Annotated in this window: 21 protein-coding genes; 10 read left to right on the forward strand and 11 right to left on the reverse strand. The window is 45.4% G+C overall.

Annotated elements, in window-relative coordinates; translation table 11 throughout:
- Positions 1-83: 83 nt before the first annotated feature.
- On the reverse strand, positions 84-257 hold the full coding sequence (locus tag MHZ92_RS04335) for a hypothetical protein (RefSeq protein ID WP_239430302.1): 174 nt from the start codon (positions 255-257) through the stop codon (positions 84-86).
- Between the two features lie 198 nt (positions 258-455).
- Here MHZ92_RS04335 and MHZ92_RS04340 point away from each other — a divergent pair, with 198 nt between their 5' ends.
- Positions 456-848 (forward strand): thiol-disulfide oxidoreductase DCC family protein, encoded by a 393-nt coding sequence (locus MHZ92_RS04340; RefSeq protein ID WP_239430303.1) that lies wholly within the window; start codon positions 456-458, stop codon positions 846-848.
- Between the two features lie 179 nt (positions 849-1,027).
- Positions 1,028-2,674, forward strand: coding sequence for an S-layer homology domain-containing protein (locus tag MHZ92_RS04345; RefSeq protein ID WP_239430304.1), 1,647 nt, complete (start codon positions 1,028-1,030; stop codon positions 2,672-2,674).
- 36 nt (positions 2,675-2,710) lie between these two features.
- Here MHZ92_RS04345 and MHZ92_RS04350 read toward each other — a convergent pair whose 3' ends face one another.
- Both MHZ92_RS04350 and adh read right to left on the reverse strand, forming a co-directional pair.
- The gene (locus MHZ92_RS04350) at positions 2,711-3,073 is read right to left on the reverse strand and encodes a DUF779 domain-containing protein (RefSeq protein WP_239430305.1); all 363 of its coding nucleotides are present in this window, start codon (positions 3,071-3,073) and stop codon (positions 2,711-2,713) included.
- Between the two features lie 37 nt (positions 3,074-3,110).
- Complete coding sequence (gene adh, locus MHZ92_RS04355; RefSeq protein ID WP_255723351.1) at positions 3,111-4,652, reverse strand: aldehyde dehydrogenase; 1,542 nt, start codon at positions 4,650-4,652, stop codon at positions 3,111-3,113.
- Positions 4,653-4,939: 287 nt separating this feature from the next.
- Between adh and MHZ92_RS04360 the strand changes: the two genes are divergently transcribed.
- Entirely contained in the window at positions 4,940-6,088 is a 1,149-nt protein-coding gene (locus MHZ92_RS04360; RefSeq protein WP_239430306.1) for a S1C family serine protease, read from the forward strand.
- Positions 6,089-6,463: 375 nt separating this feature from the next.
- On the opposite strand, the gene MHZ92_RS04365 is transcribed toward MHZ92_RS04360, so the two are convergent.
- The 5 genes from MHZ92_RS04365 to MHZ92_RS04390 all read right to left on the reverse strand — a co-directional run bounded on the left by MHZ92_RS04365 (position 6,464) and on the right by MHZ92_RS04390 (position 12,513).
- Positions 6,464-7,417, reverse strand: a complete 954-nt coding sequence (locus MHZ92_RS04365) for a winged-helix domain-containing protein (RefSeq protein WP_239430307.1) — start codon at positions 7,415-7,417, stop codon at positions 6,464-6,466.
- A 91-nt stretch (positions 7,418-7,508) separates the two neighbouring features.
- A complete protein-coding gene (locus MHZ92_RS21485; RefSeq protein ID WP_304649565.1) occupies positions 7,509-9,515 on the reverse strand; it encodes a dipeptide ABC transporter ATP-binding protein in 2,007 nt (668 codons plus the stop codon).
- A gap of 38 nt (positions 9,516-9,553) precedes the next feature.
- Positions 9,554-10,522 (reverse strand): ABC transporter permease, encoded by a 969-nt coding sequence (locus MHZ92_RS04380; RefSeq protein ID WP_239430308.1) that lies wholly within the window; start codon positions 10,520-10,522, stop codon positions 9,554-9,556.
- 5 nt (positions 10,523-10,527) lie between these two features.
- The gene (locus MHZ92_RS04385) at positions 10,528-11,463 is read right to left on the reverse strand and encodes an ABC transporter permease (RefSeq protein WP_239430309.1); all 936 of its coding nucleotides are present in this window, start codon (positions 11,461-11,463) and stop codon (positions 10,528-10,530) included.
- Between the two features lie 27 nt (positions 11,464-11,490).
- Positions 11,491-12,513, reverse strand: a complete 1,023-nt coding sequence (locus MHZ92_RS04390; protein ID WP_370644611.1) for an asparaginase — start codon at positions 12,511-12,513, stop codon at positions 11,491-11,493.
- Positions 12,514-12,789: 276 nt separating this feature from the next.
- On the opposite strand from MHZ92_RS04390, the gene MHZ92_RS04395 reads away from it, so the two are divergent.
- The 7 genes from MHZ92_RS04395 (at position 12,790) to MHZ92_RS04425 (ending at position 19,890) form a co-directional block, all read left to right on the forward strand.
- Entirely contained in the window at positions 12,790-13,515 is a 726-nt protein-coding gene (locus tag MHZ92_RS04395; protein WP_239430310.1) for a gamma-glutamyl-gamma-aminobutyrate hydrolase family protein, read from the forward strand.
- Positions 13,502-14,443: a dipeptidase gene (locus tag MHZ92_RS04400; RefSeq protein WP_239430311.1), complete on the forward strand. Its 942-nt coding sequence runs from the start codon at positions 13,502-13,504 to the stop codon at positions 14,441-14,443. The genes MHZ92_RS04395 and MHZ92_RS04400 overlap by 14 nt, the downstream gene beginning before the upstream one ends.
- Positions 14,444-14,495: 52 nt before the next feature.
- Positions 14,496-16,154, forward strand: coding sequence for a peptide ABC transporter substrate-binding protein (locus MHZ92_RS04405; RefSeq protein ID WP_239430312.1), 1,659 nt, complete (start codon positions 14,496-14,498; stop codon positions 16,152-16,154).
- Positions 16,155-16,260: 106 nt separating this feature from the next.
- Positions 16,261-16,962, forward strand: a complete 702-nt coding sequence (locus MHZ92_RS04410) for a response regulator transcription factor (protein ID WP_239430313.1) — start codon at positions 16,261-16,263, stop codon at positions 16,960-16,962.
- Positions 16,959-18,380 (forward strand): sensor histidine kinase, encoded by a 1,422-nt coding sequence (locus MHZ92_RS04415; RefSeq protein ID WP_239430314.1) that lies wholly within the window; start codon positions 16,959-16,961, stop codon positions 18,378-18,380. Before MHZ92_RS04410 ends, MHZ92_RS04415 begins: the two co-directional genes overlap by 4 nt.
- A gap of 157 nt (positions 18,381-18,537) precedes the next feature.
- Positions 18,538-19,074, forward strand: a complete 537-nt coding sequence (locus tag MHZ92_RS04420) for a hypothetical protein (RefSeq protein ID WP_239430315.1) — start codon at positions 18,538-18,540, stop codon at positions 19,072-19,074.
- 78 nt (positions 19,075-19,152) lie between these two features.
- Positions 19,153-19,890: a hypothetical protein gene (locus MHZ92_RS04425; RefSeq protein WP_239430316.1), complete on the forward strand. Its 738-nt coding sequence runs from the start codon at positions 19,153-19,155 to the stop codon at positions 19,888-19,890.
- Positions 19,891-19,907: 17 nt separating this feature from the next.
- Here MHZ92_RS04425 and MHZ92_RS04430 read toward each other — a convergent pair whose 3' ends face one another.
- The 3 genes from MHZ92_RS04430 to abc-f all read right to left on the reverse strand — a co-directional run bounded on the left by MHZ92_RS04430 (position 19,908) and on the right by abc-f (position 23,936).
- A complete protein-coding gene (locus MHZ92_RS04430) occupies positions 19,908-20,513 on the reverse strand; it encodes an alpha/beta hydrolase (RefSeq protein ID WP_239430317.1) in 606 nt (201 codons plus the stop codon).
- A 120-nt stretch (positions 20,514-20,633) separates the two neighbouring features.
- The gene (locus MHZ92_RS21560) at positions 20,634-21,830 is read right to left on the reverse strand and encodes a DUF3238 domain-containing protein (protein WP_239430318.1); all 1,197 of its coding nucleotides are present in this window, start codon (positions 21,828-21,830) and stop codon (positions 20,634-20,636) included.
- Between the two features lie 435 nt (positions 21,831-22,265).
- Positions 22,266-23,936, reverse strand: a complete 1,671-nt coding sequence (abc-f, locus tag MHZ92_RS04440; protein WP_239430319.1) for a ribosomal protection-like ABC-F family protein — start codon at positions 23,934-23,936, stop codon at positions 22,266-22,268.
- Positions 23,937-24,128 lie beyond the last annotated feature (192 nt).

Consider the following 24,128-nt stretch of genomic DNA (forward strand, 5'->3'; position numbering starts at 1 on the left):
TTCTTTCATAGCTTCTATTCTTCTTACACCAAAACAAAAGGGCCGTCATCTCCATCGTTGGAGGACAGCCCTGTTATGCACTATTATTGATACGTTTGCGGCAATTCTTTCGGATCAAAGCCGGTAGCTTCTTTCAATTTTTTTGTGTACTCCGGATAATGGACAGGAGACCCTTCGCCAATCATCTCGAGGGATGCCATGTAATCAGGGTCTTGTCTTAGTTCCATTTCGTTCGGATCAATGAATGCGCGTTCCATTTAAATCACTCTCCTTCAAATAGTACCCGAGGCTAATGTGACAGAAATGAAAAATCTTATGTGATAAATATCGCTGCATCATCTTTCGCTACTACAATTATACCAAATTTTCCGTATTTCGTAAAGAATCATAGGTTTTGTTTCATTTTAGCCGAATCGGATATAATGATATAAAGCAAGTCGGAAGGAGTCACGATGATGAAGCGAATTGTGTTATTCGATGGGGAATGTAATTTTTGCAATTCAAGTGTGCAATTCATAATCAAACGGGATCCTGCCGCCCACTTCCTTTTTTCTTCATTGCAAAGCGAAACCGGTGAAAAGTACGTGAAGCAATTTAACATTCCGGATGACGTTGACAGCATTGTACTAGTTGAAAACGGGAAGGCGTACACTAAATCCTCCGCCGCCCTCCATATTGCAAAAAAACTGGATGGCTTATGGCACCTTTTATTCTTATTTATACTCGTCCCACGCAAAATTCGTGACGGCGCGTATGACTATTTTGCCCGTAACCGGTATCGCTGGTTCGGCAAAACTGAAGGTGCTTGCATGCTCCCTTCTCCTGAGGAGAGAAAACGATTTATATAACGATATTCAGGCGCTTCTTTCGATATGAGAAGTGCCTTATTTATTTTGTACATACTATTTTTGAATTGGACATACAATCGAAGAGCAGCTCAGGCTGTCCAACAAGGTCTTAAATACTATGTTGAAAGTTTCTTAATTGTCAGGTAAAATGTAGAAAAACAGTATCAAAGGGAGGAAATATGGAAAAAAAGTTCATATGTAATTTATTCGCGATGTTCGCACTTGTGCTTTACGTTGGTCTGGCACCTCTTCAAATTGTAAGCGCTAACACGCCGGTTTCTGAGAGTACGGCTGAATTAGCAGCTCCGACATGGGTCGCTTCTGCCAGTTATCTCGCTTTAGGGGATTCGCTTGCTGCAGGGATGGACCATCTCGGAGAAATAGGTGACGGCTATGCCGATTTTTTAGCGGACACAATGGATGCCGCAGGGCTTTTGAATTCTTATAATAAAGCCTTTGCCGTGCCTGGTTATACCACAAAGGATGTACTGAAAGATCTTGAAGAAAATGCAACGCGGGAAGATGCGGATGGAAAGACTATCCGACTCCATGACGCGATTGCCAATGCAAGTCTCATTACGATTAGTGCTGGTGCGAATGATGTGTTGGCGCATGTAAAAATCGATCCAACGACGTTTGCTTTGACTTATGACGAAGAAGCACTTCAGCAAGAAATCCAGCAAGTCGGCATCAATCTAATGAAGATCATTACAGCGATTCATACGATCAATCCCGATGCGCAAGTGTATTTGATGGGGTATTACAATCCATATCCACACCTTCCAGAGGAAATTCAGCCTTTGCTTACGCAACTGCTAGCCGGCGTGAATAAAGCGATTGAGACGGCAGCACAATTGCCAAATGTCGATTGGGTGGAGACAGCCGATGTAGTCGCAAAGGATGTTAAGAGCAATTTGCCGAATCCGCAAAATATACATCTGAGCCCTGAAGGTTATCAGGTCGTTGCAGAGCAATTTTGGAATAAAGTACAAGCTGATTATCCTTGGATTCCGGTTGATGCTTTCGTAGCTGATGAAGTGACAACAGATTCTGTGACGCTCGTTTGGAAAGCGGCGACTACGGAAGGCCAAATCGAAACATATGACATTTATCTTGGCGAAGAGAAGATCGGTTCCGTTGAAGGAGATGTCTTCACATTTACGATTGGCGAATTAGAAGAAGGTCAATCGTATGCATTTTTCATCGTCGCAGTAGACGAGAATGGTACCAGCAGCGAGGAGTCACCTTCTGTGACGGTAAAGACTGAAGCGATTGAACCTTTATTTACAGACATTAAAGGGCACTGGGCAGAGAAAGCGATCGGTCAAGCTGCTTCGCTTGGCATTTTCAATGGATATACTGACGGGTCGTTCAAACCGGATAATGGGTTGACTCGTGCGCAAGCCGCTTCCGTATTCGTCCGGGCATTGAATTTGCCGGCTGCAAATGTTGCGGCTCCATTCAATGATATTGGCGATTATGCAGCGGAAACGCAAGCTGATATTCAAACAGCGTTTGCACATGGTTTTATCAAAGGGGATAATGGACATTTTAAACCGACGGAAAATGTGACACGTGCTCAATTTGCACTTATGGTTTGGCGAGTAGCGACGGCTGAACTTGGTGGTGACATGCCTACATCCAACACGTTCACAGCACCTGCAGATATGGGCGACTATGATGCAGAAACCGTCCAGGCGATTGCAACGATGAGCGGACTTGGCTTCATTTCATTGGAAGATGGCGCATTCCATCCGACAGAGCCTGCGACACGCGCATTTGCTGCAAGTCTTCTAACGAAGTTGCTCAGCGTAACGAATCAATAAAGACGAAAAAGGTTCCGGTTGCCCGGAACCTTTTTTCTATGCTTCTTGCGTAAGCTTCTCATTCTCTTCCGGCGTGAAGGCGCGGGATCTTGTGAGGAATCGCTTCCCTTCCACCCCTTCCAAGGAGAACATGCCTCCCCTACCGTCCACGACGTCAATGATCAGCTGTGTATGCTTCCAATACTCAAATTGGTTTTTATGCATGTAGAAAGGCGTGTCGCCGATATGTCCGAGCAAAACGTCCTGATCGCCGATGATCAGGTCGCCTTCCGGGTAACACATCGGAGAGGAGCCGTCGCAGCAGCCCCCCGATTGGTGGAACATTAATGGGCCATGCTTTTCTTTCAGTAATTGAATCAATTCCAAAGCGGCGTCCGTTGCAAGAACGCGTTCGGGCATTGGCATTCCTCCTGTTCCTTCAAACATGAAAGGTTTCTTAAAAGAATCCTAATTTGTCCTCGCTGTAGCTGACGAGCATATTTTTCGTCTGTTGGTAGTGCGACAGCATTTGTAGGTGGTTTTCACGTCCGATCCCGGATGCTTTATAGCCTCCGAAAGCAGCGTGCGCAGGATAAGCATGGTAGCAGTTCGTCCAAACACGTCCCGCTTCAATGCCGCGTCCGAAGCGATACGCTGTATTCATATCGCGTGTCCAGACGCCTGAGCCTAGTCCATATAATGTATCGTTCGCGATTTCCAACGCTTCTTCCTTCGTCTTGAACGTAGTAACGGAGACGACTGGTCCAAAGATTTCCTCCTGGAAGATACGCATTTTATTATGGCCTTTAAAGACTGTCGGTTGAATGTAATAGCCATCCGCCAACTCGCCGTCAAGTTGGTTTCGCTCTCCGCCGATCAGGCATTCTGCACCTTCCTGTTTTCCGATATCGAGGTAGGATAGAATTTTCTCCATTTGCTCTGTAGAAGCTTGCGCGCCCATCATGACAGTAGGGTCAAGTGGGTTGCCGATTTTAATAGCCTTTACGCGCTCCAATGCACGCTCCATGAACTTATCGTAAATGGATTCCTGAATCAATGCACGCGACGGGCATGTGCACACTTCCCCTTGGTTCAGTGCGAACATGACAAATCCTTCGATCGCTTTATCCAGGAATGCATCGTCTTCCGCCATGACGTCCTCGAAGAAGATGTTTGGCGATTTCCCACCGAGTTCAAGTGTCATCGGAATCAAGTTCTGAGATGCGTATTGCATAATGAGGCGACCTGTCGTCGTTTCTCCGGTAAATGCGATTTTCCCGATACGTGGGTTGGATGCTAGCGGCTTACCCGCTTCCAGACCGAAACCGTTCACGACATTGACCACTCCTGCTGGCAGCAAGTCCTCGATCAATTCCATCAATACCATGATGGATGCCGGCGTTTGCTCAGCTGGCTTCAACACTACGCAGTTCCCCGCCGCAAGCGCAGGTGCAAGTTTCCAAACTGCCATCAGCACCGGAAAGTTCCAAGGAATGATCTGGCCGACGACTCCAATCGGCTCATGGAAATGGTACGCCACTGTATTGTTATCGATTTGGCTGACGCCGCCTTCTTGAGCGCGGATCGCTGAAGCGAAATATCTAAAATGGTCGATGGCTAGCGGCAGATCGGCATTCAATGTTTCGCGCACCGCTTTTCCATTTTCCCACGTCTCCGCAACGGCAAGCATTTCAAGATTCTCTTCCATACGATCAGCGATTTTCAATAAGATATTCGCTCGTTCCGTAACCGAAGTTTTACCCCAAGCATCCTTTGCAGCATGGGCTGCATCCAGCGCAAGTTCGATGTCTTCTGCCGTCGAACGCGCCACTTGCGTAAACACTTTACCCGTGACAGGGGTCGGATTGTCAAAGTACTGCCCATTCACTGGTGCTACCCATTTTCCACCAATGAAATTATCGTAGCGTTCCTTGAAGTTCACCTTCGCCCCTTCTGTGTTCGGAAATGCATAGACATGATTCTCAACAGCTTGTACCAATTTCCATTCCTCCTTATTCTTTATAGATTGCTATAGTAAGTGCAAAAAAATTGCACACAAAGCCACTATATGCAGAAGCAGGTAACGCCATCCTTATGAATGCGCTTACATTTTGTAGAAATGAAAAGTCTGTGAATTCATTCTATCTGATTATACAAACTATTGCAAGTTACATAGATACAGTCCGATTCTCCCATCGTTTACCATTTGTTCATTTCACCGTAATAATTTGTTCATACTTTTCTCTTACAATAAAAAACAAAGAATACTAGAGAGGAGTTTTACCTATGGCAAATTCATTCGGCAAACGGTTCATCTCAACAGTGGGGGCAGGCGTACTTGGTTCTGCACTTACGTTAGGTGTCGTGGCAAACACAAATATATTGCAAACTAAAACAGATGAGGAAGTGGCTGCTTCTGTAACAGAAAAGTCGTCCGCGTCATCGAATTTCATCCAAACTTCAGCGGATTCTCCGGGAACGCTATCCGATATGGTAGAACATGCATCGAAAGGGATTGTTGGCGTTTCGAACTTCAAAAATACCGGCAACCGTTTCGCTGGTAACTCGGAGCTTTCGGAATTCGGAACAGGCTCTGGTGTCATTTACAAAATTGAAGGAGACGAGGCCTATATCGTGACGAACAATCACGTTATCGAAGGGGCAGGCAAAATCGAAGTGACATTGCACAGCGGGGAGAAGGAAGCGGCGGAGCTAATCGGAAGCGATGCATTGACCGATTTGGCCGTATTGAAAATCAACAGCAAACATGTCGATACATCACTCGAATTTGGCGATTCAGAAACACTTCGTGCAGGCGATTCCGTCGTCGCCATTGGAAATCCGCTTAGCCTCGATTTCTCGGGTACCGTCACACAAGGCATTATTAGTGCACCCTCACGTTCCATCGAAATAAAGACAGCGGCTGGTAACTGGGAAATGGACGTCATCCAAACAGACGCAGCGATCAATCCTGGCAACAGCGGCGGCGCTCTTCTGACGACAGACGGAAAAGTGATCGGCATCAACACGTTAAAAATTGTAGAAAACAGAGTAGAAGGGCTTGGATTCGCCATCCCGAGCAACGATGTCGTGCCATTGCTTGAAGAAATTATGAAAAACGGCAAAATTGAACGGCCTTATATCGGCGTGAGCCTCGCGGACTTGGCTGATGTTCCGTATACGTACGTACAGGATCTTCCGCAAGAAGTGAAAGGCGGTGTGATGATCGCAAGTGTCGATCCTACATCTGCTGCGGGCAAAGCAGGATTGAAAGAGAGAGAAGTCATTACCGCAATTAACGGAACGGACATTCACAATGCGATGGAACTGCGTAAATTCCTTTATTCCGAGCTTTCCATCGGGGACAAAGCATCGCTTACGGTTTACTCAGGCTCGAAAAAACGGACAGTAGAGTTAACCTTGACGAGCAACTAAACAAAAGCGCAGGGCGCCTGCCTAGGGGCGACGGGCATAAGACAAAGATGCGGCGTGGCGCCCTTTGCCACATAGCAGCTGTGACTTATGACCCCGAGCCACTGGCGCCCGGAGTCTAGACGCCATACTATTATAGAGTTCCTAAACAAATAAACACCTCTGCCACTCAATCGTCGGCGGAGGTGTTTCAGCCTGTTGACAAACGCTCGCATCCGTTGTTGCTCGTGTCGCTCGTCCGCTCATGAACTTTAGTTCTATTCGCGTCTTCGCTCCACTTCGCGCGGGCTCGCAGGAAGCGAGTCATGCAACCGTTGCCACAGGACGTGGCGCTTTTAGGTTGCCTTCCCTGACAAGCGTTTTCAATCAGACTGAGGATTATTGGTAAACAGATTCAGTTGCGTTCAAATAGCTTTCCCCTAAATCAGTAATGGTCGTGCCGCTCCTGCCTTGGCGAGCATTTAGGAGTCCTAGCTGTTGCAAAACTTCCAGCCTTAAACGGATTTGCTGTTCAGACAAGTAAATTCCGTGTACCTCCAATAGCTTCTTCAACTTGACCCTACCGAATGTTTGCAGTCGAGCCTTTCCTTCAGCGTAAATGCTTAATATTTTGATACTTTCCTTTAAGAATCCATGCTCTTCAATCTTTTTATTGATCGATTGTATATCGTTTTGCGAAAGGGTCGTACTGTTTGAAGACATATTCTTTTCGGATTCAAATGCTGGAATGCCCGTCTCCGCAAGTAACACTTGGGATTTAATATAGCGATTTACGAGCTGCTCGTGCGTGAACCCTGCTTCCAATGCTTCCGCGATCGCCCACACCGTTCCGTACGATAACAATCTGTCGCCAATGTCAATGACATTGGAGAATCCACTTGGAACGAATTCCATTTCACCTGGTGTAACGATATAGTCAATATCGGCCGGAAGGGCATGATTTGGATTGCTGTCGTCATCCAAATAATACGAATGGGTAAAGAAAATATTCTTTAAGGAGTCCAACGTTTCTTGGGCATTTTCAAACGTATCGTTGACAACGAGCAACTTCTGACCCGCAGGCAAATCAATTAATCTCTTCGTATTGGCGATATTCACTTCCCGATGTGCAACGATCGTCTTGCATTCTTTTGGAATGAAAGGGCGGATCAACCCCATCAAAATCGACCTTGATAAAATGACAATATCTGTGTCGGAAATGCTGTCACCGTCCAAATCTTTGACAACGAGTTTCGAGACGATTGCTTTATCACCAAAAATTAATTCCAGTTGTTTAGAGATTATCGTTAAATAACTCTCTTGTATCGAGATGATATGAATTTTGGTTTTCATTCTTTCTCCTCATCTTCCATTTTCCATCTACTTATTTCGCATCCATCATACCATAATTTTCCTAAGGATTTAAATAGTAGATTGCTTCTCATTAGTCGATAAGATGACAAGCAACCCAATGGTCCTTTTCAGCCTCTTTCCAGATTGGCGTCTCTTTGCACTTATCCATCGCATATGGACAGCGCGTACGAAAACGGCAACCGGTTGGCGGATTCATCGGGTTTGGAAGATCTCCCGTCAAAACGATTCGTTCCCTGCCCCGTTCCTCTACCGGATCTGGCACCGGAACTGCAGACATTAATGCTTGTGTGTATGGATGCAAAGGATTGGTGCTAATCGCTTTTGTAGGAGCGAGTTCAACGAGATTCCCTAAATACATGACACCGATTCGATCGCTTATATATTTCACCATCGAAATGTCATGCGCGATAAATAAATACGTCAAATTCTTTTCATATTGCAAATCCTTCAGCAAATTGACGACTTGGGCTTGAATTGATACGTCAAGCGCAGAAATCGGCTCATCCGCGATGATCACTTCAGGGTTCACCGCCAATGCACGCGCGATACCGACACGTTGCCTCTGTCCTCCCGAAAATTCATGCGGGTATCGATTCATAAATTGCTTATTCAGCCCAACGACTTCAAGAAGGTTTTGGACAATGTCCTTCCTGTCTTTCGGACTCGCCGCCAATCGATGGATGTCGATGCCTTCCGCAACGGAATCGAGCACTTTTTTCCGCGGATCAAGAGAAGCGTACGGGTCTTGGAAAATCATCTGGATTTTTTGCTTCATACGGTTTTCCAGTCCCTTTTTCAACTGTCCATGAATGGGCTCACCGTTAAAGTACACTTCTCCGCCTGTCGGTTCATATAGCCGGATGATCGTTCGACCGGTTGTCGATTTTCCGCATCCTGACTCCCCGACCAAACCGAGCGTCTCCCCTTTCTTTATATCGAAGGATACGCCATCGACCGCACGCAATTGCTTGTTCCCGGAAAGGTGAAAATGCTTCTGTAAATCTTTCACCTGGATGATTGGTGATGAATCCGCAGCTTTGCTCTTCTTTTTCTTCGCAGTAGCGACCATTTCCCTTTCCTTCACTTGGATAACTGTCGATAGATCGGGTGCTTTCGGATGGAGTAACCAAGTCGCTGCGTAATGGGTATCAGACACTTTGAACATTGGTGGCTGCGTTTTATAATCGATCGCAAGCGCAAATTCATTTCGAGCGGCAAAGGCATCACCAACGGGCGGGTGTAATAAATCCGGAGGCGAACCAGGGATAGAGTATAATTCCTCTTCCGCTTCCAGATCGGGAATCGATTTCAACAACCCCCACGTATATGGGTGCTGGGATTCGTAGAAGACTTCATTGACCGTTCCTTCTTCAATGATTTTGCCGGCGTACATGACTGCAACTTTATCCGCCATATTTGCAACGACCCCTAAATCATGGGTAATGAGAATGATTGCCGTGCCCAACCGTTTTTGGATGTCTTTCAATAAATCCAAAATTTGCGCCTGAATCGTTACATCTAAAGCCGTCGTTGGTTCATCCGCAATGAGAAGCCTCGGGTTGCAGGCGATTGCAATCGCAATGACGACGCGCTGTCGCATTCCTCCTGAAAACTGGTGAGGATACTGATGGACGCGTGTAGCAGGCTCTGGTATCCCAACGAGCTCCAGAATTTCGATCGCACGGTTCAGCGCTTCTTTTTTTGATAAGCCTTGGTGTTTCATAACACTTTCCGCAACTTGCTTACCAATTGTCATCGTCGGATTCAATGCCGTCATCGGGTCTTGGAACACCATTGCGATTTCCGAACCGCGGACGACCTCCATTTTCCTTTCCGGGGCTTCAAGTAAGTTTTGCCCATCGAACAGAACCTGTCCCCCATCATATGTAGCGGTTTTGTCGGGAAGTAGTTTCATAATTGCTTTGGATGTGACCGATTTCCCTGATCCCGATTCTCCTACAATGGCTAATGTCTCTCCTTCATTTACCGTAAAATTGACACCCCTGACCGCTTTGACAACCCCCGCCTGCGTATGGAAAGAGACATGTAAATCTTTCACTTCCAATAATGGCTTCATTGAAATCCCCCCTTATTCAATACGTCCAATCCAACTCATCATTTTTTCATTTTCGGATCGAGCGCATCCCGTAGACCGTCTGCCAATAAATTAAAGCAAACCATTAGACCAACGATGACCAATGCCGGGAACATCAATAGATAGAAATGGTTCCTCATCGCCTGGAATCCGTCGTTTATCAATACACCCAAAGAAGCGAGCGGCTCTTGCAAACCAAGGCCGATGAAGCTTAGAAATGCTTCTGTAAATATCGCCGCTGGAATCGTAAACATCATATTAACGATAATGAGACCTAGTGTATTCGGAATGAAGTGCTCTTTAATAAGCCGGCCGTTCGAAGCACCTAATGCCCTCGACGCGAGTATGAATTCCTGCGTCTTCAGTTTGAACACTTGAGAACGGACAAGCCTCGCCATGTTCACCCACCCTGTAATAACCATGGCAATCGTAATCGTCAAAATCCCCGGTTTCATTAACATAATCAATAAAATGATCAAAATAAGATTCGGAATGCCGACCAACACTTCGATGATCCGTTGCATCACATTATCCACTCGTCCGCCGAATATGGCGGAAACGGCACCATATGTAACACCGATGATCAAGTCAAGGATAGCGGCTAAAAAGGCGATGTATAAGGAAATTCTCGTCCCTTCCCAAACCCGGGTCCATTGATCTCGACCAAAACGGTCCGTCCCGAGCCAATGCTCGCCGCTCGGTTTTTGGAACACTTTATCGTAATCGGTTTGCTCGTAGGAGTATTCGTTGAGATGCGGTCCGATAATCGCCATGACAATCAAAATGGACAAAATGATTAAGCTGAGCATCGCCCCTTTATTTTTCTTGAGGCGGATCCAGCTTTCCTTGAACATGCTCATTTCCGGGCGAGTAATTACTTCCTGTGCTTCTTTCTGGTAGCCGACGACTTCAAATGAATTGTCATCGAAATCTATGTCATCCAATTCGTCCATTCGGACTTCAATTTCTTTCACGCTTTTGCTAGCCATCATTTTCACCCCTTTGACTCTGTCAAACGTATTCGCGGATCAATGATTCCATATAATAGATCGACGACTAAAATAGTCAAAATGTAAAACGCACTGTAAAACAGCGTCAATCCCATAATTGTCGTGTAATCATTCACTTTGATCGAGTCAACGAACAAGCTCCCGATTCCCGGAATACCGAAAATATTTTCAATGACAAGCGAACCTGTCAATAAACTGACGGTAATCGGGCCCAAAATGGTGATGATTGGGATCAGCGAGTTTCGAAGCGTATGATTGAAAATCACGCTCCACTTTGAAAGTCCTTTTGATTTTGCAGTCAAAATATAGTCTTGCTGCAGCACTTCAAGCATTTCATTCCTCGTGAATCGCGCAATAAGGGCGATAACCATCATCGTTAAAGCGAGTGTCGGCAAAATGGAACTGCTATAGCTCTCCCAGTAAGCGATCGGGAGAATTCCCCATTTTAGTCCGATGTAATATTGCAGCAATGCGGCAAAGACAAAGTTCGGTATCGAAACACCGATGACGGCGATGAACATCGTGAAGTAGTCCCAAGCTGTATTATGCCGGAATGCTGCAATCATCCCGAGAATGAGACCGATTGACATCCCTAAAATGACTGCTTGCAACCCGAGCAATGCAGAAGGTCCGATTCTGTCTTTAATGAGCGATTCGACCTTTTGCCCTTTGAAGTAAAAAGACGTCCCCAAGTCGCCTTGCACTAAGTTCCCCATATAGATTCCGTATTGAATGATTACAGGTTTGTCGAGCCCATATTTTGCGTAAAACTCAGTTCTTGCCTCTTCCGTTAGAGCTGCTAGCCTTTCTTCGTCAAAAGGTGAGCCAGGCAATAATTTCATAAGAAAGAACGTAGCCGTCGCAATGACAACGAGCGTCAAAAAGATATTGACGACCCTGACGACGATGAATTTTTTCATTCCTTCCACCCCTTCACTGTCAGATTCTTAAACCTCGCCCATCATAGTCTCGTAAATGCTAAACGCTGGCTTCAACATTCCTACTGTCTCTTTTCGCGCATTCAGGAGAAGCGGAAAATGATAGGACGCAAGAGCCTTTGTTTCCTGTTCGTCAATTAAATCCATCTGCCGCAAAATTTCCATGATGACAACGGACGTCGCGCGGGAATTGCCATCATCGATTTTAACCGCTATCCCGATACCTGCCCTTGGCACGCCTACACAATAAACTCCTTCCGCACCGGCTTTACCGAACGCTTTTCCATCCATATGCTTCATGAAATCTGAACAGAAACGAGATGTACCACCAACCATTTCTGGTGCATTCATCATCGCCTTCGTCACCCGGTGGATTGATTGTTGCCGTGATTCTTTGAACTCGCTCGGAACCGCCATTTTCGCAAAAGCGAGCGCCAAGTTGCGTAAAGGAACTCCATGAACCGGGACACCGCACCCATCGATACCGATTTTGATTTCTTCCGAAGGTACGTTCGTCAACTCACTAATAACAGAAAGGATTCTCTGTTGGACGGGATGATCGATTTTATAATAGTCTTCTACACTTTCATTCATATGTTTCGCCGTCGCAAGCATTCCGCTATGTTTTCCGGAACAATTATTATGGATCGGGGTTGCTACCCCACCGCTTCTGATGAGTGCTTCATATGCCGCCTGCTGTCTCGGAGGATGTATGCCGCATTTCAAATCTTTTACGTCTAAATCAAGTCGTTGTAAGATCGATGCAGCGCGGTTGGTGTGCTGTTCTTCCCCATTATGGGAAGCACAAGCCAATGCCAGATCGCCGTCATCGAATGCATAATGATCTGCAGCACCCGTCTCAATAATCGGGATTGCTTGCAAAGGCTTCATGGAAGAACGAGCAAACACAACTCTTTCAATATCACCGATAGAGGAAATGACTTCTCCTTTTGCATTGACGATTGCAAAACTTCCTCTATGAACACTTTCAACTATCGGACCTCGTTCTACAGTAACAAGTACATTAGACACGATAGAACACTCCCATTCTCTCTATTTTCAAATTAGTATAAACCTTAAAACAACTCATTACAACCATATAATCCAATTTATTTATATTTTCAATCAAACGATATATTCCTACTATAGGTAAATAAAAAAATAGTTCAAAAAATAGCTTGAAAGGTTCTTTTAGGTTTGATAAGGTTATAACAACTTATTCGTCAGACTATTCTGATGCGATGTGGGGGTGTTGATTCTAGTATTCGTTATTCATTTCTGACAGATATTTTCAAAGGGGGAAAGGGTTTGAAACCGGTTATCGGCATTACTTCCAACATAGATGCTACTTCACACACGCTTCAAAACACTTACATCCAGGCGGTCATCGCTGGAGGAGGTTTACCTATCATCATTCCAACGGGGGTGGAACGTGATGTACAGCAACTCACTTCACTTCTCGATGGTTTGATCATCTCGGGAGGGGGCGATATGAATCCTCTCTTGTTTAACGAGGAGCCTCTGCAGCAACTCGGAAGCGTTACTCCCGAAAGAGATACGAACGAATTGACGCTTGTGAAGCATATGCTCGCCTTGGATAAACCGATCCTTGGCATTTGTAGGGGCCACCAAGTTCTAAATGTCGCTTTTGGTGGAACGCTTTACCAAGACATTATCTCGCAAAGTGCTACTCCGTTATTGCAGCACGACCAGAAAGCGAAAAGAGAGCATCCAACTCATTCGGTTCATATTGAAAAAGGCACGATTCTCGAATCGATTGCAAATGCCGAAAAAATCTTGGTGAATTCATTTCATCACCAAGCGTTAAAGGATATTCCGTCCCCGCTCATCGTCTCAGGCAGAGCGAGCGATGGAATTGTTGAAGCCGTTGAAAGTACGGACCACCGTTTTGTTGTTGGCGTGCAATGGCATCCGGAAGCTTTACGACAGTCGGATGACCAGGTGTCCATCCGCTTATTCGACGCTTATCTAAAAGCATGCCAAGAGAGGATGGTCGCCATTGGATATCATTGACCTGCATTGTGATGTATTAGCTAGAATGCATAAAGCAAAGGGGAAAATACCATTTGCGGATTCGAAAGATTTAGACGTCACATTCGAAAAATTGAAGCAAGGTGGAGTACGCATCCAAGCCTTCGCCATTTTCGTATCGCCATCCATCAAATCGGATGAAAAATTCCAAGTTGCATTGGATCAGATCCATTATTTTTATACCGAAGTGATCGGCAAAAATCCGCAAATGAAAGCTTTGAAGACGTGGGATGATTTCGATCAGCTCCAGGACGGGCAAATTGGTGCGTTCCTCACGCTAGAGGGAGTCGATTGTATCGGAAATGATATGCAAAAGCTGTCGATTCTCCGTGAACTAGGGGTCCTGTCGATCGGGTTGACATGGAATAATGCAAACTTGGCCGCGGATGGCGTCGGAGAGGAACGAGGAGCGGGCTTAACAGCTTTCGGGAAAGAAATTATTCAATTCTGTAATGAAAACAACATTCTCTCGGACGTTTCCCATCTTTCCGAACGAGCCTTTTGGGATGTTATGGACATCGCCCACTTTCCGATTGCGAGCCATTCCAACTCACAAACGCTTTGCACTCATAGGCGGAATTTGACGGATGAGCAGGCGACAGAACTTTTCAAAAAGAATGGACTGATCCATGTCGTATACAATCCGCCTTTTGTTGTCGAAAAAGGTGATGCGTCCATATCCGATCTCATTGCACATATTGACCACTTTTGTTCACTAGGTGGGGTTCATCAAATTGGTCTGGGGTCAGATTTTGACGGCATTTCCGAAAAGATCACCAATCTCGAAGATGCCTCCATGCACCCCGCTTTAATTAACGAGCTATTGACTCGTTATAGCGAGGACGAAGTGAAAGGTTTTGCATTCCAGAACTTCCTTGACCACCGCCCTGGCCGTCAAGCTGTTCTGTGATATTTGGAAGGGAAGAAATGTAGTAGACAAGTAAAACAGGAGGGGAATTTTAATGAAAAGGAAATTATATTTCTTGCTCGTTATGTCATTGGTCTTGGCCGTTTTTTTAAGCGGCTGCGGATTCAGCGGCTCCAAGAGCAATGATGGGGAAAAAGCAGGAGAAAAGGATGGCGGAAAGGACGGCGGAAAAGAAAAGGTCGTCAACTTAAGCCTCGCGAATGATATTCCAGACTTGAACCAAGTGTTGACGACGGACGGTATTTCATTCTCCGTATTGAACAACGTAATGGAAGGGCTTTACCGTTTGGATGAAAATAACGAGCCACAGCCTGCCATGGCGGGAAGCGTTAAAATATCAAACGACAAATTGACGTATACATTCCATCTACGCAGCGGCATTAATTGGAGCAATGGTGAACCTGTCACATCAAGAGACTTCAAGTATTCTTGGTTACGTGCTATGCATCCTGATACAGCAGGCGCCTATTCAAATATACTATCTGACTATATTGTAGGCGGGCAGGAATTTGCAGATGGCGAGGCTGACGAAAGTGCTGTCGCAATCGAAACACCTGACGACAAAACACTTATTGTTACACTTAAGACGCCGACACCGTTTTTCCTAGGTTTAACGGCATTTGTAACGTATTTCCCTCTAAATGAGAAATTCATTAACGAAGTCGGCGAAGATAAATTCGCATTGACGGCTGACGCGATTTTGTATAACGGACCATATGTATTGACTGAATACAACCAAGCCCAAGGCGTCACATTAGTGAAAAACAAAGAGTATTGGGATTATGACAATGTAGATGTCGACAAAGTGACGATGAGAGTCATCAAAGAACAAAGCACTGCGTTGAACCTTTACGAAGCCGGAGAATTGGATCGTGTCTACTTAGCTTCTACTGATGTAGACGCTTATAGGGACAGCGAAGAATTTGGTACAGAAACGGAATTCATTTCATGGTATTTGCAGTTCAACTTCCTTGAAAAGCCATTTGACAATGTGAACATCCGAAAAGCATTCCAACTCGCCTATGATGCGGAAACTTTGACAAAAACAGTGTTGAACAACGGGTCTGCACCTGCGTATGGATTAGTCGCTGCAGGCGTGCATGGTGATGGAAATAAAACATTCCGCGAATTGAGCGGAGACCATGTCAAAATGGACGTCGCGAAAGCAAAAGAATACTTGGAAAAAGGACTCGCAGAAGTCGGTGAATTGCCACCACTTAAAATTTTGACTGCTGACGATACGATTGCAAAAGACACAGCGATCTTCCTGCAAAGTGAATTTAAAAAGAATCTAGGCATCGACGTACAAATCGACACAAAACCGTACAGCGGCCGCTTGGATGCGATGAGAGCAAGCGAATTCCAAATGGGAATCTCCCGTTGGGGTGCGGACTATAACGATGCGATGGATATTTTAAGCCTTTGGATCGGAGAACCGCTTCGCGGCCTGCGCGGAAACTATTATAACGAAGAGTATAAGAAGTTGATTGAGAGCGCGCTCGTAGAGGCGGACGAAGCCAAACGCCTTCAAATGTTAATAGATGCCGAGAAATTGATGCTTGTTGACGACGGCACACTCGGTCCACTCTATTTCGAAGGAAAGGCCTACTTGCAAAAACCGCATGTGAAAGGTGTCATCATTCACCCGTACGGCGCTTCCATCGAATTGAAGACAATAAAAGTAGTTGAATAAGTACAGTTCGAAAAGGTATTGCCCGCTTAGTTTACTAGGCGGGTTTTTCTATTTCATTCCCGTTATAATTATAGAATAGAGAAACCTTACTTTAGGAGGACGGTAAATGAAAATCCTCGTAATTGAAGACAATGAAAGCGTCTCTTCCATGATTGAACTATTTTTTGAAAAGGAAGGGATTCACGGTGAATTTGTGAAAGATGGGCTGACAGGCTATGAACGGGCCGTTTCGGAAAGTTGGGATTGCCTCATCATCGATTGGATGTTGCCTCGGATGGATGGAGTAACCATTTGTCGGAAACTGCGACAAGCCGGAATTGCGGTGCCGATCATTATGCTAACCGCAAAGGACAGTGAGTCAGACCAAGTGCTCGGACTCGAGATGGGGGCGGATGATTATGTGACGAAGCCGTTCAGTCCGCTTGCGCTCATGGCACGCATTAAAGCCGTCACGCGCAGGTACTCTGTCGTGAAAGATGTAGATCCGGATGACACCACTTTGAAAACAGACCATTTTATCATCAATACAAAGACTCGCGAAGTGTTGCTGGACGGAAAGCCTGTGCCGAATTTGACGCCAAAAGAATTCGACCTGCTCCATTTTTTCATCCAGCATCCAAAGCAAGTGTTTTCGCGAGAACAGCTGCTCGATCGTGTGTGGGGCTATGACTTTTATGGCGACGACCGGACAGTAGACGTGCACATTAAGCGGTTAAGGTCGAAAGTGTCGAACGCAAATAGAATGTTTTTCCATACTGTATGGGGCGTAGGCTACCGATTTGATGAAACGGCAGGGACACCGGAATGAAAGTGAAGTATTTCTATCAACAGCTTGCAAGCCATTTCAGCGTCATCATCATCGCGTTTTTAATTCTAAGCCTATTATTTTCCCATTTCGTCGAGCAATTCGTCTATGACAATAAAACCGAAGAGCTCGCTTCCTACGGACAATCGATTCTGAAGGACATTGAGCAAGATCAACGGAATTCCCGGTTCATTTTAAGGTCATACGGCGACGTCCTCGAAGGAAGGGACATTCAATATAGTTTATTCAATGAAAAATCAGCGATCATCTATTCGACCGGGCTGAAAACGCCGTTGATTGAACTGAATGAGGAAGAATGGCGGGCATTGCAAAGCGGGAAAGCGATCACCGTGAAACAGGAATTCAAGCGATTTGAGCAGGCAGTCACCTTCGTCCTCCTCCCCTATTTCCACCGGAACGAATTCGTTGGCGGTATTTTATTAACCTCGCCACTTAAAGGTTCGCGGGAAATCATTTCGCAAATGAATGGTTATTTGATCTACACGACGATCATAGCGCTAGTAATTGCCTTGTTAATAAGCGGACTTCTCTCGACTGTAAACGGCAGACGTATTAAACGACTGCAATCGGCAACCGCAAACGTAGCGCATGGCGATTATTCAATTCGGATTCCTACGTCCACCATTGATGAAATCGGGGAACTTGGACGGGATTTCAACAAGATGGTAGAAAAGCTTGAAGCATCGGCTGCGGAAATTGAAAGCCTCGAGAACCGCCGTAGGCAATTTATGGCGGACGTTTCGCATGAACTTCGAACGCCACTCACAACAATACGCGGCATCATCGAAGGATTGCGCAACGATATGATTTCGGAATCTGAAAAGGAACGCGGCCTTCAGCTCGCGAGCAGTGAAACGATGCGGCTCATCCGCCTTGTGAATGAAAATCTAGACTACGAAAAGATTCGTTCCAACCAAGTGACGCTCGTAAAACAGCACATCCAATTAAAGGAGCTTCTCGAAGTGATCCAAGACCAATTGGAGGAAACAGCGGCTGAGCGTGATGATCAAATTGTCGTAGACGTCGCGGAAGAGGTCTCCGTCTTCGCCGATTACGATCGAATCACCCAAGTGCTCCTCAACATTACAAAAAACAGCATCCAATTCACAGAACACGGTACGATTTCCCTACGGGGATTGATGCAAGAGAACAGCACCGTCATTGAAATTGAAGATACGGGCATCGGAATGGACCCCGAGGAAATCGAAAAGATTTGGAGCCGTTTCTACAAAGCCATCGACTCCCGGACAACGAATCCGTACGGCGAATTCGGATTAGGATTGTCGATCGTAAAACAATTGGTCACGCTGCACGGCGGAACGATTACCGTCGAAAGCGAGAAAGGCAAAGGGACAAAATTCCGGATAGAGCTGCCTGATCAGGAGCCTTTGTTGGAATAAAAGAGCCCTGCGTTCATAATATGAATCTTGTGAAATGCAAAAGGTCTGTCATTCGGTTCGATACCGATTGGCAGACTTTTTTCTTCAGTGTATAAATGGAATATGTAACCAATTTACGGTAAAATGCAAATAACAATTTTAATTCGGAGGAGTCCTTATGAATTTTATTGCTTGGATGATTATCGCCGCTGAAATCGGATTTTGGGTCGTCATCATTGCGGGACTCGTCACACGGTACATCATCAATAAAAAAAGGCTCGGCCTATTCTTCCTTGCCTTAACTCCAGTCATCGACCTCATATTGCTAATTGTCACGGCTGCTGACTTATACAACGGCGCTACCGCCACACAAGTACATGGAATCGCCGCTATCTACCTTGGTGTTTCAGTCGCATTCGGAAAAAGTATGATCCGCTGGGCAGATGAACGATTTTTATATTACATTAAAAAGCAAGGAACGAAACCCGTCCGGAAATCCGGGCTCGCCTATGCCAAACACTCGATGAAAGGCTCGTTGCAACATGTGCTCGCATTCATAATCGGCGGAAGCTTCCTTTTCTTGATGATTTACTTGATCGATGATCCATCGAAAACCGAAGCCCTCTCCGGTATGTTAAAAGTATGGACGATCGTTCTCGGTATTGACTTCGCCATCTCCGTTTCGTATTTTATCTGGCCACGACCACAAAAATAAGAAATCAAAAACAGCCGTTCCATTTTAAAGGAGCGACTTTTACGAAGGGATATTTCAACGAAATCAGGGGTGACTGGCATGGTGAAAAAATGGATTGTATTTTTAATAGGAGTAATTATATTTCTGAGCTCTCTTCCATTGACTATCCTAATGGCAATGGAAAAAATACATACTTCTCAAATGCATAATCGTTACGAGCTTCATATTATTAGTCACAGGTATCCACCTCCAGAATCAACGTTCCATTATAAAAACAACATTATAGAGGTCAAAGAAACACTACTGGACGAAGAAAATTATACGGATCCTTGGAATTACAAGATCGCTTTTGCTGATTTGTCTGTTTTTATCAACGGGGAAGAAATCGATACATTGGAACAGTACCCGATACGGATGGAAGAAGAAGGTTTGGCAAGGTACTATGGCAATATTTCTTCTATCATCATAAAAGATAAACGAAAAGACGAAGAAAAACTGTATATGATCTTAAAGAAAACGAAAGACCCGGTTGTAACGGATGGAATTAATATCGGCATAGCCCCTGTCGAGACGTTGACATACAGTTTGTACGATCTTGATGAGGATGGCCTTCTAGGAAGAGAATCGTTCAGCTTCACCAATCGAAATGCTTTGCAAACTCTACTGTTGAATAATAGCGGCACTTCTCCACATGCAATCGGCCACTATACGGATGCTTGGAACTGGATGCCATCCGTTTTTTATCCTTTCATCTTCCCATTCTTATCATTTCTAGTCGGGATTGTGCTATTGATCTTTTACTTCCCTTTCAGAAAATCAAAAAGCCGACCCCTATAGGATCGGCTTCTCTCTACTTAAAAATTATTTCGATACCATTCTGTAGCCGCATCCACTTCCGTCCGCGTCAACGAATGTCCGTTCATTTCCCAATGAACCTCAGTCGATGCACCTGCGCCTGCGAGCAATTCCTGCAATTCCTCGGTCTCCTGCGCCGGACAGATCGGATCATTTTTCCCTGCAGCAATGAACACGGGAACATCCGTCAATTCAGGAAGCTCAATTCCGCGCCTCGGCACCATCGGATGGTGCAAAATAGCGCCTTTTAACGACTCAGCGTAATGGAATAACAAGCTCGCTGCAATATTCGCTCCGTTCGAATAACCGATCGCGACGATATTCGATCTGTCAAACCCATGCTCTTGCGCCGCCTCGTCTAAAAATGCATGCAATTCATTCGTACGGAAAACGAGGTCCTCCTCGTCGAAGACGCCTTCCGCGAGCCGTCTGAAAAATCGGGGCATCCCGTTTTCCAGTACATTTCCGCGAACACTTAGGACAGATGCTTCCGGGTCAATCAATCCAGCTAGCGGCAATAAATCCTGTTCCGTTCCACCTGTTCCGTGCAATAAAAGGAGCGTCGGCTTCGAGCTGTCCGTCCCTTGCTTAAAAATATGCCTCATCTTATTTCTCCCCTTCGTATATGGATTCAATTAACTGTCTTGTTCAATATTTTCAAATTCATATATCTCGAATTCAAGACAATGATAACAGAACACCATTATGTTGTCAAAAGTGATGTTTCATTCAAAGTTCGAGCATCGCCAATAATGATACGCAATCGCCTCTGACATGAACGCGAGCCCCCGGCTTTCAACTTGTATAATCGGCTGCCACTTCTCTCCTCTTCCCTTCATCATATAAATTTCGTGATGGGGCGAAGGGTCAAAGTAGCCTGACATGTCAAATGTGCCATGCCTTCTGAAAACGGCATTTACTTCATAATCAATTTTCGGAGCCGTCACTAACGGATTACCGACAGAATGCTCTAGCAGAAAACCGCTTTCCTCTTTTTGGTGATCCGTCCTTTTCATTGTAATTCCATCGGCAGACGCCCTTGCTTTATCTTTGAACCGCTTCAGATGGTCATATGCAACGGTCGGTCCGACTTCTTTCGTAAAAGTCATCGGCTGTCCCTTCTCATCATAGGCAAGTTCGATGTCAACACGTGTCCTGAAACCGTCACCGTTCGGGTCGAATCCTCTTCCGTCTCCTTTGAAAAAATGATATGGCGACAATAGGTTCGGATTCCTGACCCATTCTTCCGCTAGAAAAGTTGTGTAGCGGAACTTCCACAGATCGACTTTGGCAATCTCCTGTTCTCGGTCATTGATCGGCTTTAGCATTTCGCTCAGTTTGCCAATGGATTTGATCGTCGTAAACGATTCTACAGCCGACTCTGAAGTGGATGTGGCTGGATTCAACATGCCGAACAGATTGGATATGGCCGATCTCACTGATGTTAATGGCTCTTCGGATTTTTCAAGAGGACGTCTTGAACGAATTGTATAGACATAGGATTGCTCCAAATCAATGTCCCGGTCGATGAATCGGTTCTCATCGACCTTCGCCATGAATTCCCCGTTCCTGTAGATTTCATATTCTTCGACGTCCTTGATCCTTTCCCACGACAGCGCGATTTGCGTCTTCGCGACAATTGTCGTCATGACAAGCAATTGCAATGGATTTTCGACATTTTTTTCTTCTGCGAAGGCCGATGTCTGCATCGCAATGACATCGACGACTTGATTGTTCTCCACGCGCTCAATCATATAATGATATAGCTTGCCATGTTTGAAATCTCCGTCTTGGAATTCCGGAACGGATCCTTCATACAAATGCTCGCCATCTTTATACACATTGTAAAAACCTCCGACATCATTCCACGTAAATGAAATTAGGTCATGCTCATGCTTTACTGATTTGATTTCAAAAAGCACGCGGACCACCTCCTTCTTTCATTTTGCTGCATCGACTCACAGCCTAAACATGACAACCTTTATTATTGTCATTGCCCTCGTTGTAGAGTTGTGAAACTACGGAGGAGATCATTTGCGACGGGGTGGTAAGTCGAAGGTCCCAAAATGAGCATAACTAGGTTAAAGTCGCGCATATTTGCACTGAACTCGCGCATAACTGGGGCAAACTCGCTCATAACTCGGCTAAACTCGCGCATAACCGGGCCATAATCGCGCATAACGAATTCATAGAGTTTATCGGTAGGTCAGAAAGTCCCGATTTGGTGATAAATTCATTTATTCAATAGATAACTCCTAACATTCAATAGATAACTCCTAACATTCAATAGATAACTCCTCTTGCCATCCCGCATTCATAATAAAGCCCGCTCCGGCACGTGTCCGAAGCGGGTTGCACTATTTTAATTCCCTCAATTTCCTGCTTAACTCATGGAAGGTCTTATCCAACTTGGCGTATTCTGCGGTCCCGGGTTTCAACATGCTTAATTTCCCTAATACCGCCTGCAATTCAGTTTCTACACGCAATCGTTCTTCAACGGACGAATCCTTCGGTGGGGCAACTTGCTGTTCCTCCCATTCTCGCAAGGTCAACGGCAATTTTCGGATGCCTCCTTTTTCAAATACGAGCAGGCTTTCCGCCATCCGTTCAGTGAAATACTTGTCATGCGAGGCGAAGAGAAGCGTTCCTGGAAATGTCGACAGCGTCTTTTCGAGTTGTTCCCTTGACGGCAAATCCAAGTGGTTCGTCGGCTCATCCAATAGCAGCACGTCGGTCCCTTCAAGGATGAACTGCATTAGCTTCACTTTCACCCTTTCACCTTGACTCAATTGACCTAATGGCAATTGCCAATGCTTCTTGCCAAAGCCGAGATTTGTCAACTGCGTGCGGATGAGACCTTGCTCCTCAAAGGTTTCAGCATGGAAATAATCGGCCAATGTCACATCATCCGGCAAGTCGAGAACCGCTTGGCTCATATAGCCAATCGACATGCCCTTCGTCAGCCATAGATTTCCTTCAAAGTCTTCCTGCCCGAGCATCATGCGGAACAGCGTCGACTTCCCGCTGCCATTTGCACCGATAAGCGCAATCCGCTCGCCCGCTTGCACAGTAAAAGAAACATCTTTAAACAGTTCATTCCCACGGAACGCTTTTCGGACGTCCTTCAACTCCATGACACGATGCCCTTTTTTCCGACTTCCTTTCACATCGAATTCGACAGCCATCTCCTCTTTAGGTTTTTCAATTCTTTCCTTCTCAAGCTCTGCCTCCAACCGCATGCGTTTTGAACGGATCTGGACATCCTTCTTCTTCGCCTTCATTCGCCAATATTCTTTCGCGCCTAGCACGCCCCCGCCTTTTTTCGCCGATTCCCGATGCGCTTTCTCGGACCAATTTGCAAGCTGTGCCATCTGCTCTTCCACTCTTGCAATTTTTCGTTGCTGTTGAATGAATTGCTGTTCTTGTATAGCACGGGCCATATCTTTTTTCTTGCGATATGCCGTATAATTCCCCGTATATACTGTCAACTTCCCATATTCAATTTCAAAGACAAAATCCGCCGTCTGATCAATGAAATGCCGATCATGCGACACAATCAAGTACGTCGCTTTTCTTTCATTCATGATTCGCACCAATTCATCCAAACTCTTTCCATCCAAATGATTCGTCGGTTCATCCAATAAAACGATATCACTCTTCGCAGAAAGTGCTGCCGATAGACGCAACTTCATCCGTTCGCCGCCACTGGCAAATGAATATTCCGCTTGCTCCGGGACATTCCATTTCGAACGGTATATCGATGTTTCGGATTGTTCCCAGTCAATACTACCTTCATTTGGTTGCTCTTGTTTGAAAAATGTAATGCTAGGCTTTTTGCCAATCCAATCAATTGAGCCCGACGTCGGTTTCATTTCCCCCGCAAGCAATGATAGCAATGTTGACTTCCCTGCCCCATTTGGACCGACAATTGCAATACAAGCCCCTTCCGGCACCTCCGCCGAAATGTTCTCCAAAATAATCGCATCTCCAATGGAGTACGATACGTTATGAATATTTCCTAACAACATAAAGATTCCTCCCCTTACTGGAGGGTATAAAAAAACCCTCCGCCTAGTTCACGGAAGGATTGGGTATAGCTATCCAATTTTAAAATACCTCAAAAAACCCCTGCAAATAGGGAGCAACCGTTTGAGGAAATGACTTAAAAGTGGACAGACCAATCCTGTTTTCCGTAAGAATCAACCATGCTCTTTTTCCGG

This window comes from Sporosarcina sp. ACRSL, assembly GCF_022346605.1.
Taxonomy (GTDB): domain Bacteria; phylum Bacillota; class Bacilli; order Bacillales_A; family Planococcaceae; genus Sporosarcina.